General features: G+C 69.9%; 20 protein-coding genes. 12 read left to right on the top strand and 8 right to left on the bottom strand.

The genetic code is table 11. The features are described from left to right. Positions 1 to 79: 79 nt before the first annotated feature. Positions 80 to 823, top strand: coding sequence for an SDR family oxidoreductase (locus tag E1218_RS00100; RefSeq protein ID WP_132314854.1), 744 nt, complete (start codon positions 80 to 82; stop codon positions 821 to 823). Here E1218_RS00100 and E1218_RS00095 read toward each other — a convergent pair. Both E1218_RS00095 and E1218_RS36890 read right to left on the bottom strand, forming a co-directional pair. Continuing rightward, positions 812 to 1111, bottom strand: a complete 300-nt coding sequence (locus E1218_RS00095; protein ID WP_132314852.1) for a thiamine-binding protein — start codon at positions 1109 to 1111, stop codon at positions 812 to 814. The two genes, E1218_RS00100 and E1218_RS00095, sit on opposite strands and share 12 nt — an antisense overlap. After that, complete coding sequence (locus tag E1218_RS36890; RefSeq protein WP_233711908.1) at positions 1108 to 1485, bottom strand: hypothetical protein; 378 nt, start codon at positions 1483 to 1485, stop codon at positions 1108 to 1110. The genes E1218_RS00095 and E1218_RS36890 overlap by 4 nt, the downstream gene beginning before the upstream one ends. Before the next feature lie 579 nt (positions 1486 to 2064). Here E1218_RS36890 and E1218_RS00085 point away from each other — a divergent pair. After that, on the top strand, positions 2065 to 2610 hold the full coding sequence (locus E1218_RS00085; protein ID WP_132314850.1) for a hypothetical protein: 546 nt from the start codon (positions 2065 to 2067) through the stop codon (positions 2608 to 2610). Here E1218_RS00085 and E1218_RS00080 read toward each other — a convergent pair. From E1218_RS00080 to E1218_RS00070, 3 genes are read right to left on the bottom strand one after another with little or no spacing between them, the layout of a single operon-like run. Further along, complete coding sequence (locus E1218_RS00080) at positions 2600 to 3061, bottom strand: methyltransferase family protein (protein ID WP_132314848.1); 462 nt, start codon at positions 3059 to 3061, stop codon at positions 2600 to 2602. The genes E1218_RS00085 and E1218_RS00080 overlap by 11 nt on opposite strands. Further along, positions 3054 to 3263, bottom strand: a complete 210-nt coding sequence (locus E1218_RS00075) for a hypothetical protein (protein WP_132314846.1) — start codon at positions 3261 to 3263, stop codon at positions 3054 to 3056. The genes E1218_RS00080 and E1218_RS00075 overlap by 8 nt, the downstream gene beginning before the upstream one ends. 32 nt (positions 3264 to 3295) lie before the next feature. Continuing rightward, positions 3296 to 3880 carry a TetR/AcrR family transcriptional regulator gene (locus E1218_RS00070; protein WP_132314844.1) on the bottom strand — a complete coding sequence of 195 codons (585 nt, stop codon included), beginning with the start codon at positions 3878 to 3880 and terminating at the stop codon, positions 3296 to 3298. 85 nt (positions 3881 to 3965) lie between these two features. Here E1218_RS00070 and E1218_RS00065 point away from each other — a divergent pair, with 85 nt between their 5' ends. From E1218_RS00065 to E1218_RS00045, 5 genes are all read left to right on the top strand, one after another. Further along, complete coding sequence (locus E1218_RS00065; RefSeq protein WP_132314842.1) at positions 3966 to 4391, top strand: VOC family protein; 426 nt, start codon at positions 3966 to 3968, stop codon at positions 4389 to 4391. A 143-nt stretch (positions 4392 to 4534) separates the two neighbouring features. Further along, positions 4535 to 4966 (top strand): MarR family winged helix-turn-helix transcriptional regulator, encoded by a 432-nt coding sequence (locus E1218_RS00060; RefSeq protein ID WP_132314840.1) that lies wholly within the window; start codon positions 4535 to 4537, stop codon positions 4964 to 4966. Next, positions 4963 to 6174 carry an MFS transporter gene (locus tag E1218_RS00055; RefSeq protein WP_233711900.1) on the top strand — a complete coding sequence of 404 codons (1212 nt, stop codon included), beginning with the start codon at positions 4963 to 4965 and terminating at the stop codon, positions 6172 to 6174. Before E1218_RS00060 ends, E1218_RS00055 begins: the two co-directional genes overlap by 4 nt. 37 nt (positions 6175 to 6211) lie before the next feature. Then, complete coding sequence (locus tag E1218_RS00050) at positions 6212 to 6790, top strand: TetR/AcrR family transcriptional regulator (protein WP_132314838.1); 579 nt, start codon at positions 6212 to 6214, stop codon at positions 6788 to 6790. After that, a complete protein-coding gene (locus tag E1218_RS00045) occupies positions 6774 to 7280 on the top strand; it encodes a DUF2867 domain-containing protein (RefSeq protein ID WP_132314836.1) in 507 nt (168 codons plus the stop codon). Before E1218_RS00050 ends, E1218_RS00045 begins: the two co-directional genes overlap by 17 nt. 140 nt (positions 7281 to 7420) lie before the next feature. Here E1218_RS00045 and E1218_RS00040 read toward each other — a convergent pair whose 3' ends face one another. Beyond that, complete coding sequence (locus E1218_RS00040) at positions 7421 to 7975, bottom strand: TetR/AcrR family transcriptional regulator (protein ID WP_132314834.1); 555 nt, start codon at positions 7973 to 7975, stop codon at positions 7421 to 7423. A 91-nt stretch (positions 7976 to 8066) separates the two neighbouring features. Between E1218_RS00040 and E1218_RS00035 the strand changes: the two genes are divergently transcribed. After that, positions 8067 to 10577: a bifunctional FO biosynthesis protein CofGH gene (locus E1218_RS00035; protein ID WP_267900257.1), complete on the top strand. Its 2511-nt coding sequence runs from the start codon at positions 8067 to 8069 to the stop codon at positions 10575 to 10577. A 625-nt stretch (positions 10578 to 11202) separates the two neighbouring features. On the opposite strand, the gene E1218_RS00030 is transcribed toward E1218_RS00035, so the two are convergent. After that, on the bottom strand, positions 11203 to 11829 hold the full coding sequence (locus tag E1218_RS00030; RefSeq protein ID WP_132314832.1) for a hypothetical protein: 627 nt from the start codon (positions 11827 to 11829) through the stop codon (positions 11203 to 11205). Beyond that, positions 11822 to 13744, bottom strand: a complete 1923-nt coding sequence (locus tag E1218_RS00025; RefSeq protein WP_132314830.1) for an acyl-CoA dehydrogenase family protein — start codon at positions 13742 to 13744, stop codon at positions 11822 to 11824. Before E1218_RS00025 ends, E1218_RS00030 begins: the two co-directional genes overlap by 8 nt. Positions 13745 to 13844: 100 nt before the next feature. Between E1218_RS00025 and E1218_RS00020 the strand changes: the two genes are divergently transcribed. From E1218_RS00020 to E1218_RS00005, 4 genes are all read left to right on the top strand, one after another. Continuing rightward, positions 13845 to 14243 (top strand): TOBE domain-containing protein, encoded by a 399-nt coding sequence (locus E1218_RS00020; protein WP_132314828.1) that lies wholly within the window; start codon positions 13845 to 13847, stop codon positions 14241 to 14243. Beyond that, positions 14243 to 15034, top strand: coding sequence for a molybdate ABC transporter substrate-binding protein (modA, locus tag E1218_RS00015; protein ID WP_132314826.1), 792 nt, complete (start codon positions 14243 to 14245; stop codon positions 15032 to 15034). The genes E1218_RS00020 and modA overlap by 1 nt, the downstream gene beginning before the upstream one ends. Positions 15035 to 15053: 19 nt before the next feature. After that, complete coding sequence (gene modB, locus E1218_RS00010) at positions 15054 to 15860, top strand: molybdate ABC transporter permease subunit (protein WP_233711899.1); 807 nt, start codon at positions 15054 to 15056, stop codon at positions 15858 to 15860. Then, a partial coding sequence (locus E1218_RS00005) for an ABC transporter ATP-binding protein (RefSeq protein ID WP_132314824.1) occupies positions 15857 to 16695 on the top strand: 839 nt, incomplete at its 3' end. The genes modB and E1218_RS00005, both read left to right, overlap by 4 nt.

The raw sequence follows: 16695 nt of genomic DNA, 5'->3' as shown, positions 1-16695 counted from the left end.
CGGGCGGTGATCCACTGCCTGCCGAGCAGAGGCTGAGGCGAGCCTGGTTGCCGCCGCCCGGGCGGCGTTGGCTGAAGGCATGAAAACGACTGGCAACACCATCTTCATGACCGGCGGCACCTCGGGTATCGGTCTCGGGCTGGCCCGGAAGTTCCGCGACCTCGGCAACACCGTGATCATCAGCGGTCGCCGCAAGGACCTGCTCGACCGGATCGCCGCCGAGGACGGCATCGAGGGGATCACCCTCGACGTCGCCGACCCGGAGTCGATCGCGGCCGCCGTCGAGACCGTCACCACGCGGCACCCGGACCTCAACGTGGTGGTCACGATGGCCGGCGTCATGCAGCTCGAGGACCTGCGGGATCCGGCCCACCTGGCGACCAGCGAGGACACGATCGGCATCAACCTGCTCGGCACGATCCGGACGATCACCGCGTTCACGCCGTACCTGCTGGCGAAGCCGGACGCCGTGATCATGACGGTGTCGTCGGGGCTCGCGTTCGTCCCGCTGGTGCACACCCCGACGTACAGCGCCACCAAGGCCGCGGTCCACAGCTACACCCAGAGCCTGCGGATCCAGCTCGCGGACACCGGTGTCCAGGTGATCGAACTGGTCCCGCCGGCCGTTCAGACCGGACTGCTCAACGGCACCCCGGACCCCGAGTGGATGCCGCTGGACGCGTTCCTGGACGAGTCGGTCAGCCTGCTCCGGCAGCACCCGGACGCCGACGAGATCCTGGTCGACCGCGTCCGCTTCCTCCGCGACGCCGAACGGGAGAACCGCTACGACCAGGTGATCGGCGTCCTCAACTCAGTCGCCTAGCGCTTCCTCGATCCGCTCGACCTTTGCCGTGAGCTGGCCGGTGTACCCGGGCCGGATGTCGGCCTTCAGCACCAGACTCACTCGCGGCGAGACCGCGGCCACCACGTCCACCGCCTGTTTCACCACCGCCATCACCTCGTCCCACTCCCCCTCGACGTTGGTGAACATCGCGTTGGTCTCGTTCGGCAGACCGGAGGCGCGGACCACGCGGACGGCCTCGGCCACCGCCCGGCTCACGCCTCCGGTCTCGTCGCCACCGGAAGGGCTGATGCTGAATGCAACGATCATGTGTCCAGGATGTCAGGCTCCTCGGCGGCCCGGCGTTCGGCCGCCGAGGTGGTGAGGGCCCTTTCCTTGATGAAGAGGATCGCGACGAGGGACCTCACCCGCGGCGTCGCCGGCGACGTCCTCCGGCGACGTTCTCCGGCGACGGGGAGGGTGACGAGGTCGTTGTCATGAGTGAGCTTTCGTCGTCGGTTCGCTGGTACTTGCCGGACCGAAGGCGGGGTCGATGCCCTCGGCAAGTAGGTGGAAGCCTCGGCGACCAGGTCGCGGACGGATCGGTCCGGGAAGGCCTTGTGCAGCTCCATCGCCACCCGGCAGGCGGCTCCGGCGGTGCTGACGACCAGGGCCGGACGCACCGAGCCGGCCGGCTCGCCCATCCGCCCCGGCCAGCGCGGCGGTCAGCTGCCGCTCGTCGTCGAAGCTGGACATCATCAGCTGGTAGAGCAGGTTCGGCGAGCTCATGATCAGCTCGCCGCGGCGACAGCCCACCGTCGCGTTCGAGGTCCGCCAGCACCTCGCTGACCACGTGCCACATCGTGGTCAGCGGCGACTCCCCGGCGGGCGCGGTCCGCAGCCGCTCCAGCGCGCGCTCCATGTGCTCGGGGTTGCGCCCGAGGATCGCGTGCTCCCTGTGCGGGAAGTAGTTGAGGAAAGTCCGCTCGGATACGTCCGCCGCCTCGGCGATCTCCTCGACGGTGACGTTGTCCGCGCCCTTCTCCAACGCCAGCCGCAAGGCAGCCTCGGCCAGCGCCGCCCGCGTCTCGCGCTACTTCCGCTCCCGCACCCCGCCCTCTGCCTGCCTCACCGGACCAGGCGAGGAACAAACTTGCACTCACTGCAAATTTGTTAGCTGTGAGACTTTGCAGCCACGCAGAGAACTGGCCGGCCGACTCGTCCGGCCGGTAGAATGAAGGGCAGCCTCCGGTGCGGGTTCCCGCACTCGGAGGCTCTTTCGTATGCCGACACTTCTCTACCGAGCCGCCATCCACGACCTCCGCGGGACCGAGATCCTGCCGCTCGACCTGCTCCGCGAGCAGCACCCCGACCTCTACGAGCGGGAGGCCGGGAAGTACTCGTACCGTCCGCAGACGATTGACAACCCGGTCCATCCGCTCGGCTGCCGCTGGCGCGACGTGGTCTTCCTGTCCCCCGTCCATCCGGCGCCGATCTTCGACGCCCTTCGCGAGTCCGGCCGGATCGGGCCGGCCGCTCTCGACTACTGGACCCTCGACGCCGACCTGCTCGATCCCGAGCGCACCTGCATCCTGCTCAAGCGCCACGACCCCTTGTTCCGCCCACAGCCGGCCACCGACTACCTCCCGTACAGCGCGACCACCGTCGCCACCCTGTCCACACCGTCCGACAAGGCGCTCGAGCGACTGCGCAATCTGAGCGCGACCGAGCCACTGTTCCCCTGGGCCGACATCCCGCACATCCTGCACCGCGGTTCGCTCGCGGTCGGCCTGTTCCGCGACGCCGACGGTCGGCCGGTCAGTGTCTGAGTCGCGGCACCCAGGCCGGGACAGTCCGCCGGTAGTCCTCGTACCGAGCGCCGTACCGTCGCAGCAGGAGGGGTTCCTCGTACCACCGGACGAAGGACGCCATCACGGCCCACGCGACGACGCCGTACCCGAGAACGACGAGGTCCAGGAAGGTGAGCGCCTGACCGAGGATCGCCGTCACCACCCCCACGTACATGGGGTTGCGGACGAAGCGGTAGTCGCCGCCGATCACGAGCTCCTCGGTCGGCGCGACCGGCGCCGGCGTACCGCGTCCTTCCCGGACGAACCGCACGAACGCCCGCAGTACGACGGAGGCCCCAACGGCGACCAGGACGAGCCCGGGCCAGAACCGCGGTCCGGCCCAGCCGCTGATCCACCACGGGATCACACCGCCCACCACACACGGCGCGGCGAAGAAGAACGCCGCACTCCCGAGGACTGCCTTAAGCACGGCGCCGGTCCGCGGGATCCGCCTCGGCCAGGAACGACTCGCCGAGCGCGGCCGCGGCCGTGAACACGGTGGCCTGCTGGGTGGTGAGCCCGTCCGTTCGCAGTCGCTCGCCCGTCGCGCAGCGGAGCTTTCGGGCGAGCACCGCCGTCGTCCGGAACGCCCGGACGGACGGCGCCGGCGCCGACTCCGGACCGGTCCCCAAGACCGCTCGCCCAGGAGCACTCGGGCAGCTGATCACCGGAGCGCGCCGAGCATCCGGAACAGGGCCGAGGTGACGTCGTCGAGGGCGTTGGGGTCGTCGGTCTCGGCGAGCCAGAGGGCGGCCTCGTTCATTGCCCCGGACAACAGTCTGGCCAGCGGCGCGACCGGCTGCGCAGCGATGACGCCCGCCGCCACGAGCATCGCCAGCGCCTCGGCGAGGTGACTGGCCGACTGGGCCTCGTCCATCGCCCGCCACTCGCTCCAGCCGAGGACAGCGGGACCGTCGACCAGCATGATCCGCCGTACGGCGGGATCGGTGGCGGCGACCAGGAACGCGCGGCAGCCGGCCAGCAACTGGTCCCACGGATCGGTCTCGGCCTCGGCGGCCGCCGCGACCACCGCACCGACCTTTTCGTGGACCCCGGTCAGCACTGCCCGGAAAAGGTCGACCTTTCCGCCCTCGAAGTGGTGGTACAGCGCACCTTTGGTGACGCCGGCCGCCTGGACCAACTCGGCCAGTCCGACCGCGGCGTAACCGCGGGAGGCGAACAGCCTGCGGCTCACCTCCAGCAGCACCGCCCGCGTCCGCTCCCGTTGCTCTGCCCTGACGCCCGCCATGAACCGCCTCCCGACCACGTTGACATACCGATGGTACGCCAAGTAGCGTGTACATACCAACGGTATGTCAAATTGAGGAGTGCCGGTGAACCTCTCCAGCTTCTACCCCGTGATCGCGACCGAGCGGCTGCGCGAGTCGCACGACTTCTACACCCGGCTGTTCGGGTTCGAGACCACCTTCGAGGCCGACTGGTACGTGAGCCTCCGGCGCCCGGGCGACGCCGGGTACGAACTGGCCCTGCTCGACCCCACGCACCCGACCATCCCCGAGGGCTACCGCCGGCCGGTCCAGGGACTGCTGCTGAACTTCGAGGTCGACGACGTCGACGCCGAGTGGGAGCGACTGGTGATCGGCGACGGACTGGAGCCCAAACTGTCGATCCGCAGCGAGCAGTTCGGCCAGCGCCACTTCATCGTCGCCGACCCGGGTGGAGTCCTGATCGACGTGATCACGGAGATCCCGCCGGGCCCGGAGTTCGAGGAGGCCTTCTCCGCCGGCGACGTGCCCTGACCGCGTCCGGATCAGCCGCGGTCCCGCGACGTCTCCGCTGAAGCTCCCCAGCAGAGGACACCGACCATGAACCACCTCGGCGCCTGCGGCATCGCCCGGCCGGCCCTGGAGATGCATAGCATTCCTATGTATATTGCCGAGATGTGAGTGAAACCGACCTGACCCAGCTGGGCGTGGACATGGTGGTCGCCTCCGCGAGACTGACGCGGATGGCGAGCCGGGACGTGAGCGCCCTGCCGCACGCGGCCATGCGGCTGCTCGGCCGGCTCGACGAGCTCGGCCCGACCCGGATCAGCGAGCTCGCCAAGGCCGACCGGTGCTCCCAGCCGACGATGTCCAACCTGGTGCAACGCCAGGAGGAGCAGGGCTGGGTACGGCGCGAAGCCGACCCGGCCGACTCCCGGGCCAGCCTGATCAGCCTCACCGACGCCGGGTACGCCGAGCTGCAGAGCGCCCGCCACCAAGCGGGCGCCGCCCTTGCGACCCGGCTCGGTCAGCTCCCCGCTGCCGACCTCTCCACTCTCGAGGCCGCAGTCACCGTTATCCGCAAGCTGTTGGAGGTCACCCCCCGGTGAGCAACTCGTTCCTGAAACAACCGAAGTCGGTCTGGGCGGTCGCGTTCGCCTGTGTGATCGCGTTCATGGGCATCGGCCTGGTCGACCCGATCCTGAAGCCGATCGCCGAGCAGTTGCACGCCGGCCCGTCACAGGTGTCACTGCTGTTCACCAGCTACATGGCCGTGATCGGCGTCGCGATGCTGATCACCGGGGCGGTCTCCAGCCGGATCGGCGCCAAGCGCACCCTGCTCATCGGCCTGGCCGTCATCGTCGTCTTCAGTGCACTGGCCGGTCTGTCCAACTCGATCGGCGCGATCGTCGCCTTCCGGGCCGGCTGGGGCCTCGGCAACGCGCTCTTCATCGCGACCGCGCTCGCCACGATCGTGAACTCCGCCACCGGATCCGTCGCCGAGGCGATCATCCTCTACGAAGCCGCACTCGGTGTCGGCATCGCGGCCGGCCCGCTGGTCGGCGGTGAGCTCGGCACGATCTCGTGGCGCGGTCCGTTCTTCGGTGTCGCCGTACTGATGACGATCGCGCTCGCGGCCACGGCCTTCCTGCTGCCGGCCTCGCCCCCGGCACAACGCCGTACGTCGGTCGTCGAGCCGCTGAAGGCGTTGCGGCACCGGTCATTGGCGACGGTGGCGATCACGGCGTTGCTGTACAACCTCGGGTTCTTCACGCTGCTCGCGTTCACGCCGTTCCCGCTGGCGATGTCGGCGCGGCAGATCGGGCTGATCTTCTTCGGGTGGGGCATCGGGCTGGCGGTCACGTCGGTGTTCGTGGCGCCGCGGCTGCAGCGCTGGTTCGGCACGCTGCCGGTGGTCATGGCGTCCCTGCTGCTGTTCGGCGCGGACCTCGCGGTGATGGGCGTCTACGCCCACCACAAGGAGGTGCTCGCGATCGGCGTGATCGTGGCCGGGCTCTTCCTCGGCGTCAACAACACCCTGATCACCGAGGCCGTGATGGCGGCCGCGCCGGTCGAGCGCGGTACGGCGTCGGCGGCGTACTCCTTCGTCCGCTTCTCCGGCGGTGCGGTCGCGCCGTGGCTGGCCGGCAAGCTCGGCGAGGAGGTCAACATCCAACTGCCCTTCTACGTCGGCGCCTTCGCCGTCCTGCTCGCGGTCGCCACCCTCGCCACCGGCTGGAAGCCGCTGTCCCACCTGCGCACCCCCGAGGTCCACAGCAGGGCCGGGGCCGAGACTCTCACCACCGCCGACGCCTGAGCGAACTCAAGACCATACCGGATGGTATGGTCTTGTCATGGTGACGCGGCGCGAATGGCTGGAGGCGGGACTCGAGCTGCTGGCGGCCGAGGGAGCGCCGGCGGTGACGATCGAACGGCTGACCGGGAAGCTCGGGGTCACCAAAGGGTCGTACTACCACCACTTCACCGGGACCGCGGGGTTTCGGACGGCGCTCCTGGAGTACTTCGAGGCGCAGTTCACCATGCGGTTGATCGACTCGGTCGAGAGGGAGCCCGGGACGGAGCCGTGGGCCAGGCTGCAGCATCTGCTGAAGCTGGTGCTGTCGGATCCGGACAGCGCTCGACTCGAGATTGCCGTTCGGGCATGGGCTCTGCAGGACGCCGAGGCACGGGCTGCGCAGGAGCGGGTCGACCGGACGCGGACCGACTACCTTCGCGAGCTGTGCCGTGGGCTGAAGGCCGATGTCGACGCGGATCGCCTGGCTCAACTGCTGTACCTGATCCTGATCGGGTCCGAGCAGGTGCTGCCTCCCGTGCCCACGAGCGAGTTGCGAGAGATTTACGCGATGACACTGCTGCTCGCGACTGGCGAGACGCTGTCGGACGAGGAGGCCACCCATGCCGACCCGCACTGATCTTCCCGAACTGGACGACCTGCTGCCGACCGTCGACGAGATCGATGTGAAGACGGTTCGCGGCGCCGTGTCGCTGCGCGAGTTCACTGCCGGCGCGCTGGGCTACTCACCACTGTGGATCAAGGGGTTGTTCGCGGTCCGGATGGTGGTCGCGCGGGTGCTGCGCCTAGAGACGACCGGTATCCCGGCCTCGCGGCGCCTGCGGCCGGAGACGGTGAGCTTCACACCTGGCGCTCCGGCGACGTTCTTCGAGGTCGTCCGCGGCGAGGAGGACCACTACCTTCTGCTGAAGGTCACCGACAACCACCTGATCGGCTGGCTCGCGATCATCACCGACGACGCGCAGCCCGAGAGCACGTTCAAGGTCGTCACCCTGGTGCGCTACCTGCGGCCGGCAGGGCGCTTCTACTACAACCTGATCCGGCCGTTCCACCATCTGGTGGTGGCGAGCATGGCCGCGGCGGGCACGAGGTCATTCGCGCCCCGCTAGCAGGTGGACCGGTCGCGCACTGGTCGCCCGGTGCGCGGTGACGGCGCAGCGACTCCGATGACGGCCAGCGTCGCGACGAAGATCAGCCGAGTTGATTCCCGGCCTCGGACCGGACCACGCGGTCCGAGGTATCGCCCGCGCTACCTGAGAACGTCGAGCAGCGCGGCGAAGTCCGCGCGGTCCACCTCGCGGGCGCCGATCAGGGCCTGCACGAGGAGGCCGTCCAGGGCGGCCACCAGGAGGCGCGCCTTGTGCGGGTCGGCGGTGAACGCGCGGGCGATCTCGGTGAGCGGCTCCAGCCAGGCCCCGGCGGACTCGCGCAGGTCCGGGCGGCGGGCGGCATACAGATAGAGCTCGTACAGGGCCAGCGTCCGCCCGCGCCGGCGGACCAGGCTGTGCTCGATCAGTCGGGCCAACTCGTCCGCCGGTCGCGCACCCAGCTCACTCCCGCGCGCGTCCAGCTCGGCGGTCAGATCATCCGCCGCCCAGGTCAGCGCCGCGACCAGCAGATCGTCCAGCGTCGGGTAGTGATACGTGATCGACGCGACCGACACATCCGCCGCCGCGGCCACCGCGCGATGGCTCACACCTGCGACTCCGTCGCGTTCGATCACGGCGAGCGTGGCCCGCAGCAACTCGCTCCGCCGCTGCTCACCGCGCATCCGGCGCCCGTCGACGACCCCTCTGACCTGCATGAACAGCAAACTATCAGGACACTTGTACGGATTGTTTTTGGGTCCAGGAATCGCGAGAACGGCCGGTTTTCGGCGCTTAGGCTCGGTTTCCGTGGCCACCAACGACATCAGTACCGCGATGCGCCGCGCCCTCAGGCGTGCGGACGACGGCAAGACCCTGGACCCGGCCGAGGCGGAGGTGCTGCTCGCCGCCACCGGTGACGCGCTGACCGCCTTGACGGCGATCGCGGCGCGGGTCCGCGACCAGGGACTGGCGGACGCCGGCCGGGCCGGCATCGTCACGTACTCGAAGAAGGTCTTCATCCCGCTGACCCGGCTGTGCCGCGACCGGTGCCACTACTGCACCTTCGCGACCACGCCCGGCCGGGTGCACTCGCCGTACCTGTCGCCGGACGAAGTACTGGAGATCGCGCGGCAGGGCGCGGCGCTCGGCTGCAAGGAGGCGCTGTTCACCCTGGGCGACGCGCCCGAGGACCGCTGGGACGCTGCCCGCACCTGGCTCGAGGAGGCCGGGTACGACAGCACGCTGGACTACGTCCGGGCGATGGCGATCCGGGTGCTCGAGGGAACCGGACTGCTGCCGCACCTGAACCCGGGTGTGCTGAGGTGGCAGGACCTGCAGCGGTTGAAGCCGGTCGCGCCGAGCATGGGCATGATGCTGGAGACGACGTCGCGCCGGCTGTTCGAGGAGAAGGGCCGGCCGCACTTCGGCTCACCCGACAAGGACCCGGCGATCCGGCTGCGGGTGCTCGAGGACGCCGGCCGGTCGAATGTGCCGTTCACCACCGGCCTGCTGATCGGCATCGGCGAGACCCTGGCGGAGCGGGCCGACTCGATCTTCGCGCTGCGCCGGATCGCGCGGCAGTACAACGGGATCCAGGAGGTCATCATCCAGGGCTTCCGGGTGAAGCCCGACACCGCGATGCGCAACGACGACGACGTACCGCTGGCGGAATGGCTGGCCGCGATCGCGGTCACCCGGATCGTGCTCGGGCCGCGGATGCGCGTGCAGGCACCGCCGAACCTGGTCGATCTGGCCGAGTGCCGGGCGCTGCTCGACGCCGGCGTCGACGACTTCGGCGGGGTCTCGCCGCTGACCCCGGACCACGTGAACCCGGAGCGGCCGTGGCCGATGATCGACGACCTGGCCAAGGTGACCGCGGACGCTGGTTTCGCCCTGCGGGAAAGGCTGACCACGCACCCGGAGTACCTGCGGGAGCCGTGGCTCGACCCGCGGCTGATCTCGCATGTCGAGGCGCTCGTCGACCCGACGACCGGGTTGGCCGACGAGGACGCGCTGCCTGCCGGGCTGCCCTGGCAGGAGCCGGACGGCGGGTGGGACAGCGTCGGACGGACCGATCTGCACACCGCGATCGACACCGAGGGACGCCGCACCGAGACTCGCTCCGACTTCGACGCGGCGTACGGCGACTGGGACGTACTGCGCGAGCAGGTAGCGGGCCGGTCCGCACCTGAGCGCATCGAAGGTGATGTGAAGGCAGCGCTCTCCGCCGCCGAGCGTGAGCCCGCCGGGCTCTCCGACGCCGAGGCGCTGACGTTGATGACGGCAACAGGTCCGGCGCTGGACGCGCTGGCGGGCATCGCCGACGAGTTGCGCAAGGCAACGGTCGGCGACGACGTCACCTACGTTGTCAACCGCAACATCAACTTCACCAACGTCTGCTACACCGGCTGCCGGTTCTGCGCGTTCGCCCAGCGGCGGAGCGACGCGGACGCCTACTCGCTGTCGATGGACGAGGTCGGCCGGCGCGCCGAGGAGGCCTGGGTGATCGGCGCCACCGAGGTGTGCATGCAGGGCGGTATCCACCCCGACCTGCCGGGAACGGCGTACGCCGACCTGGTCCGGGCGGTCAAGGACCGGGTCCCGGACATGCACGTGCACGCGTACTCGCCGATGGAGATCGTCAACGGCTCGGTCCGTACCGGGCTGTCGATCGAGGACTTCCTGATCTCGGTGAAGGAGGCTGGACTGGACAGCATCCCCGGCACCGCGGCCGAGATCCTCGACGACGACGTCCGCTGGATCCTCACCAAGGGGAAGTTGCCCACAGCAACCTGGATCGAGGTGGTCAGCACCGCGCACAAGGTCGGCCTGCCGTCGAGCTCGACGATGATGTACGGCCACGTGGACGCGCCGCACCACTGGGTCCAGCACCTGCGCACGATCGCCGCCGTCCAGGACCGCACCGGCGGCTTCACCGAGTTCGTGCTGCTGCCGTTCATCCACCAGAACTCGCCGATCTACCTGGCCGGCGTCGCCCGCCCCGGCCCGACGTACGACGAGAACCGCGCGGTGCACGCGATGGCGCGGATCATGCTGCACGGGCGGATCGACAACATCCAGTGCTCGTGGGTGAAACTGGGCGTCGACGGCTGCGTCGCCGTCCTCAACGGCGGCGTCAACGACATCGGCGGCACGCTGATGGAGGAGACCATCAGCCGGATGGCCGGCTCCAAGCACGGCTCCCGCAAGTCGATCGCCGAGCTCACGGCGATGGCGACCGCCGCCGGCCGCCCGGCCCGCCAGCGCACCACGACGTACGGCGAGGTCCCCTTCCGGCCGTCCCTGGAGCTCGCCTGATCGCTCGCCGCCGGCACGGAGGCGGGGTGCGGCGGAACTGTTCCCGGTCGGTGTCCGGCCCCCAGCAGCGCCGGACACCGACCGGAGAACGGGAAACGCCGGCCGCGCCTCATGTCGGTCGCCACCTCACTGGCGACCGGCACCGTAACGGCGCGGCCGGCGTCCTGCTGTTGCCCCGAGAGGGCAGTCGGCCCGAAAGCGGGTAGGCCCGGCGCCTCATTCCGTGACCGGCAGGGGAGGTACAGTCCGGTCGCGGACGGGAGCACGTCGGGAACCACCTGGAGCCTGTGCCGGCGACCCGTCCGTCGCCGGCAGCAGAACGTTGTCACGCGGCCACACCCCCGGACCATCCCCCGGATCAAACATTTGCATTGCCTTTGAACAAGGCAACACTGTGTAGACAGCGTCTCACTTTCCGTAGACATGTTGCCTTCCGCAACAACAGATCGGTGCCGCCAGCCCCCTCCGGCATGCACTGCCGACGCCGCCCGGCAGGAGCGGATCGGCACCGCCGGCGGTGTGGCGGGCACGGACCGGACCGTCGCGCCCGGTTCTCGGTGAGAAACCCGGAACGCAGAAGCGGCCCGCCTCCGGACGTTCCGGAGGCAGGCCGCTGTGGATCGGTCTAGTAGGGGTAGGTGTCGTCGCGGCGGGTGGGGTCCAGGTCCCAGAGGGAGAACTCGACGATCTTGTGGGACTCCTCGCCGCCGGCCGGGGTCAGGCCCGCGTTGTCGTAGTCTTTGGAGCCGAGGCCGTCGAGGTAGCAGAGCAGCTCGAACGCGGACTGGGCGTCCTCGATGTCGTCGATCACCTCGTCGTTCTGCGCCTCGTCCGCCCGGCTCCGGACGTACCGCACGAACGCTTCCGGATCAGTGACCACGTAGTCGTACCGCGCCTGGTAGCTGAGCCGGATCCCGTCCTCCGGAACCAGCGGCTCCCCCAGCTCGTCGAGGTCGTCGGCGCTGCCGCCCTCGACCATCTCCCGGTAGTCCTCCGGGTCGTCGAAGTCGTCCGGCCCGAGCGGAAGGTCGTCGAGCTCGTCGGGGTCGTAGGAGTCGATCCCGAGGAAGATGTCGCCCCAGCCTCGTTCGTGCACCGCGTCCGCGAGCGCCCGGGCCTGGACCCGGACGTTCTCGATCGCGCCGGTGGCCCGCAAATCGTGCAGGTCCAGAGCGTCGGCCTGCTCCAGCAGCACCCGGGCGAGTTCACGGGCGGCCTCGGCGGCCGACGCGGGTTCGATCGGCTCACTCATGCTGCGACGGTACAACCATCGGCACATCGACCGCCGAGCCCGGTACGCCGAACGCGTCGACGAGCTCCACCGCGACCGGCCGGACCGCGCCACACAGCTCGTTCACCAGCGCGGTGATCGCCTTCGACCGCCCCGGCGAGAGCCGCCCGTGCTCGAGGTACCAGGCCCGCTCCGCCTCGATCGTCGCCAGCGCGTGCAGGTCGTGGACGTCCTTCAGCAGCTCGCGCAGCTCCACCGGTGCGTTCCGCACGGCGGTCTGGAACGCCTCCAGGACGACCCGGTCGACGTGGGCCCGCCCGGCTGCGATGACGTGGTCCTGGCACCGGTTGAACACCTCGAACGGCTCGTCGCCCGCGTCGATTCCGGCCTTCAGCCGTCGCGCGACCCCGGCCAGCATGTGCTCCTCCCGGAACCGCAGCAGCCCCGAGTGGTACGCGTCGTCCCGCAACCCGGCGTCCGGGTCGGCGGAGTCGTTCCGGTTCGGCACGACGTCGCGCAGCCGCTCGATCAACGGTCGCAGGGCCGCCTTCTCGACCGCGATCTCCACCGCCTGCGTCGCGATGAACCGGGCGGTCCCGAGCGGATCGAGCTTCCCGAAGGACTCGCGGTAGTCCGTCAGCAGACCCTTGGCGACCAGTTGCAGGAGCACGGTGTTGTCGCCCTCGAAGGTGGTGAACACGTCGGTGTCCGCCTTCAGCGTCGCCAGCCGGTTCTCCGCCAGGTAGCCGGCTCCGCCGCACGCCTCACGACAGGTCTGGATGGTCTCGGTGGCGTGCCACGTCCCGAGCGCCTTGGTGCCCGCGGCCTGCGCCTCCAGCGCTCGCCGGTCGTGCTCGTTGCTGCCGTCGTCGAACACCCTGACGAACTCGTCCACGAGCGCTGCCTGGGCGAAGTGCAGCGCGTAGGTCCGGGCGAGCAGCGGCAGCAGGCGTCGTTGATGCATCCGGTAGTCCAGCAGCAGCGTCTCGTCGGCACTTCCCGGAGCACCGAACTGCCGCCGCTGGGCGGCGTACCGGATCGCGATCGTGAGTGCGGCCTTGCCGGCGTTGATCGCCGCGCCGCCGACCGACACCCGGCCCTGCACCAGCGTCCCGAGCATGGTGAAGAACCGGCGGTCCGGGTTCTCGATCTCGCTCGTGTAGTTGCCGTCAGCATCGACCTGGGCGTACCTGTCCAGCAGTGCGTCCCGGGGCACCCGGACCTGGTCGAACACGATCCGCCCGTTGTCGACCCCGTTCAGCCCGAGCTTCGGCCCGCAGTCGGTCAAGGTCACGCCGGGCATCGGCGTACCGTCCTCCGACCGGATCGGGACCAGCAGGCAGTGCACGCCGTGGGTCTCGCCACCGACCACCAGCTGCGCGAACACGGCCGCCATCCGGCCGTGCCGGGCCGCGTTGCCGATGTAGTCCTTGCGCGCCGCCACGGTCGGCGTGTGGACGACGAACTCCCCGGTCCCGGCGTCGTACGTCGCCGTCGTCCCGAGCGCCTGGACGTTGGATCCGTGCCCGGTCTCGGTCATCGCGAAGCAGCCCAGCAGCCGGCCGCCGATCGCGTCGGCCAGGTAGCGCTCGTGGTGCCGCTCGGTGCCCAGGTGCAGGATCGCGCCGGCGAACAGCCCGAACTGCACCCCGGCCTTCACCATCAGCGAGAGATCCCCGAAGGCGAGCGTCTCGAACCCGGCGATGAATCCGCCGAGATCACCCTCACCGCCGTACTTCTTCGGGAAGCCGCGCGCCGGATGTCCCTCCGCGGTGATCCGCTGGAGCAGCTCGAGGACCTTGTCGCGGTACTCGTCCCGCGGCAGCCTGACGGCCGGCTCGAACAGCTCCGCGTCCGCGCCCAGCCCAGCGCGCACGACGTCCCGCGCCGCCTTGTGCGGCCCGTCCAGGTAGTCCCGCAACCCCGATGTGCTCATGCCCTTAACTTATGCGTCTCGGCGGATACTTTCGGTGACCGGTCCGGCGCTGTGGACAAGCGGCGGTAGGATCCGCAGTTGCGGAGCTAGACTGTCGATCGTGCCGAATTTGCGGATCAGTGAGGCGGCCGCGCTGCTCGGGGTCAGTGACGACACCGTGCGGCGGTGGGTCGAGCAGGGGCGGTTGCCGTCGGTTCAGGGCGGCGGCGGCCGGATGGCGATCGACGGGCGGGAGCTGGCCGCCTTCGCGCAGCAACTCGCGGAGTCACCCGAGCCGGGTACCACCACGGCGGCCTCGGCGCGGAACCGGATGCGGGGCATCGTCACGCGCGTCGTCAAGGACGGCGTGATGGCCCAGGTCGAGATGCAGGCCGGGCCGTTCCGCGTGGTGTCGCTGATGAGCCGCGAGGCCGCCGACGACCTCGGGCTGGAGCCGGGTGTGGTCGCGGTCGCGTCGATCAAGTCCACCCACGTCGTCGTCGAGATCCCGGAGGCCTGATGTCTCGCCGTCCTGCGCTTCGCCGTACTGCGCTCGCCGGGCTGGCCGCCGTCGCCGTGCTCGCCGTCTCCGGCTGCGGTGACGACAGCCCGGCCGCGTCCGCCGCCGGCTCCGGTACGACGAACCTGTCCGGGACTGTCAACGTGTTCGCGGCCGCGTCGCTGACCGGCTCGTTCACGCAGCTCGGCAAGGACTTCGAGAAGGCGCACCCCGGAGTGAAGGTGACGCTCAACTTCGCCGGCAGCTCCGCACTCGCGCAGCAGATCAACCAGGGTGCACCGGCCGACGTGTTCGCCTCGGCAGCGCCGAAGAACATGGACCAGGTGACCGGCATCAACCCCCCGGCGACGTTCGTGCGGAACACGCTGGAGATCGCCGTACCGAAGGGTAACCCGGCCGGGATCACCGGGTTGAAGGACTTCGCGGACAAGGGGAAGAAGATCGCGCTGTGTGCCGTCCAGGTGCCGTGCGGCGCCGCGGCCGGCCAGGTGTTCGAGGCGTCCGGGATCACGCCGGAGCCGGACAGCCTCGAGCAGGACGTCAAGGCTGCGCTTACGAAGGTCGGTTTGGGTGAGGTCGACGCGGCGCTCGTCTACAAGACCGACGTTCTCTCGGCGAAGGACGAAGTCGAGGGCATCGAGTTCCCCGAGGCCGCCAAGGCTGTCAACGAGTACCCGATCGCCACCCTGGCCGACGCTCCGAACCCGGACGGCGCCAAGGCCTTCGTCGACTACGTCCTGTCGGTGCAGGGCAAGGCCGTGCTCACCGCAGCCGGCTTCGAGGCTCCGTGACCGGTGGGGTCGACGCATCGTGAGTCGTAGGCGCAGGAGCACGAGTGGGCGGCTGCCGCTCGTGCTCCTGCTGCCTGCTCTGTTCGGTCTGGCGTTTCTGCTGGTCCCGCTGATCGGCCTGCTCGTCAGAGCGCCGTGGTCGACGCTGCCGAGCCGCCTGTTCAGTGCGGAGGTCTGGACGGCGCTGCGGTTGTCGCTGGTGTGTGCGACGGCGGCCACCGTGCTGTGCTTGCTCCTGGGAATCCCGTTGGCGTGGTTACTGGCTCGCGGGGCGCTGCCTGGCCGCGGCCTCATCCGCGCGCTCGTGACGGTCCCACTCGTCCTGCCGCCGGTCGTGGGCGGCGTTGCACTGCTGCTGGTGCTGGGGCGGCGCGGACTGATCGGTGAGCGGCTCGATCTCTGGTTCGGGTTCTCCTTGCCGTTCACGATCGCCGGGGTGATCGTCGCCGAGGCGTTCGTGGCCATGCCGTTCCTGGTGATCGCTGTCGAGGGCGCGCTGCGGGCCGCGGATCCGCGGTACGAGGAGGCCGCCGCGACCCTCGGGGCGGGACGGTGGCTGACGTTCCGGCGGGTCACGCTGCCTTCGATCGCGCCGGGTGTGATGGCGGGCGCCGTGCTGTGCTGGGCTCGGGCCCTCGGTGAGTTCGGGGCGACCATCACCTTCGCGGGCAATCTGCCGGGGCGTACGACGACCATGCCGCTGGCGGTGTACTTGGCGTTGGAGACCGATCCGGAGGTGGCCGTCGTACTGAGTCTCGTGCTGTTGCTCGTGTCGGTCGTCGTACTGGCGTCGCTGCGCGAGCGTTGGATCGGTGGGCTGCGATGACGCTGTACGCCGATGTGCGGGTGAGCCGTGGGTCCTTCGAACTCGCGGTGGACCTGGCGGTCGAGCCGGGTGAGGTTGTCGCGCTGCTGGGGCCCAACGGCGCCGGCAAGACCACCGCACTGCGAGCGATCGCTGGGCTGTTGCCGGTCGGTGCGGGGCGCATCGCGCTGGACGGCAAGGTGTGGGACGAGCCTCCGCGCATCTTCCGTACGCCGGACCGGCGACCGATCGGGGTGGTGTTCCAGGACTATCTGCTGTTCAACCACCTGAGCTGCTTGGAGAACGTCGCGTTCGGTCTCCGGGCTCGTGGGGTCGACAAGCAGGTCGCGCGGGCCGAGGCTCTCCGTTGGCTGGAGGCAGTGGAGCTCTCGTCGTACGCCCGGGTCCGGCCGCGCACGTTGTCCGGTGGGCAGGCGCAGCGGGTGGCGCTCGTGCGGGCGTTGGCGACAAGTCCCGAGGTGCTGCTGCTGGACGAGCCACTGGCCGCTCTGGACGCCAGTACCAAGCTGCACGTGCGCGCCGAGCTCGGTCAGCACCTGCAGCGCTTCGCCGGCCGTACGCTGCTCGTCACGCACGACCCGCTGGACGCCATGGTCCTGGCCGATCGCCTGGTCATCGTCGAGGACGGTCGGGTGGTCCAGGAAGGTCGCCCCACCGACATCGCCCGGCGGCCCCGCACCGACTACGTGGCACAGCTGGTAGGCCTCAACCTCTACCGCGGCACCGCCTCCGGCACCACGGTGACGCTGATCGACGGCGGCACCATCACCCTCGCCGAACCGGCGACCGGTCCGGTCCACGTCGCCTTCCCACCCACCGCGGTGAGCCTGTACGT

The sequence above is a fragment of the Kribbella turkmenica genome, from assembly GCF_004348725.1.
GTDB classification, from domain to species: domain Bacteria; phylum Actinomycetota; class Actinomycetes; order Propionibacteriales; family Kribbellaceae; genus Kribbella; species Kribbella turkmenica.
Note: the sequence above shows the minus strand (reverse complement) of the source record. Positions and strands in the feature narration are given on the sequence as shown.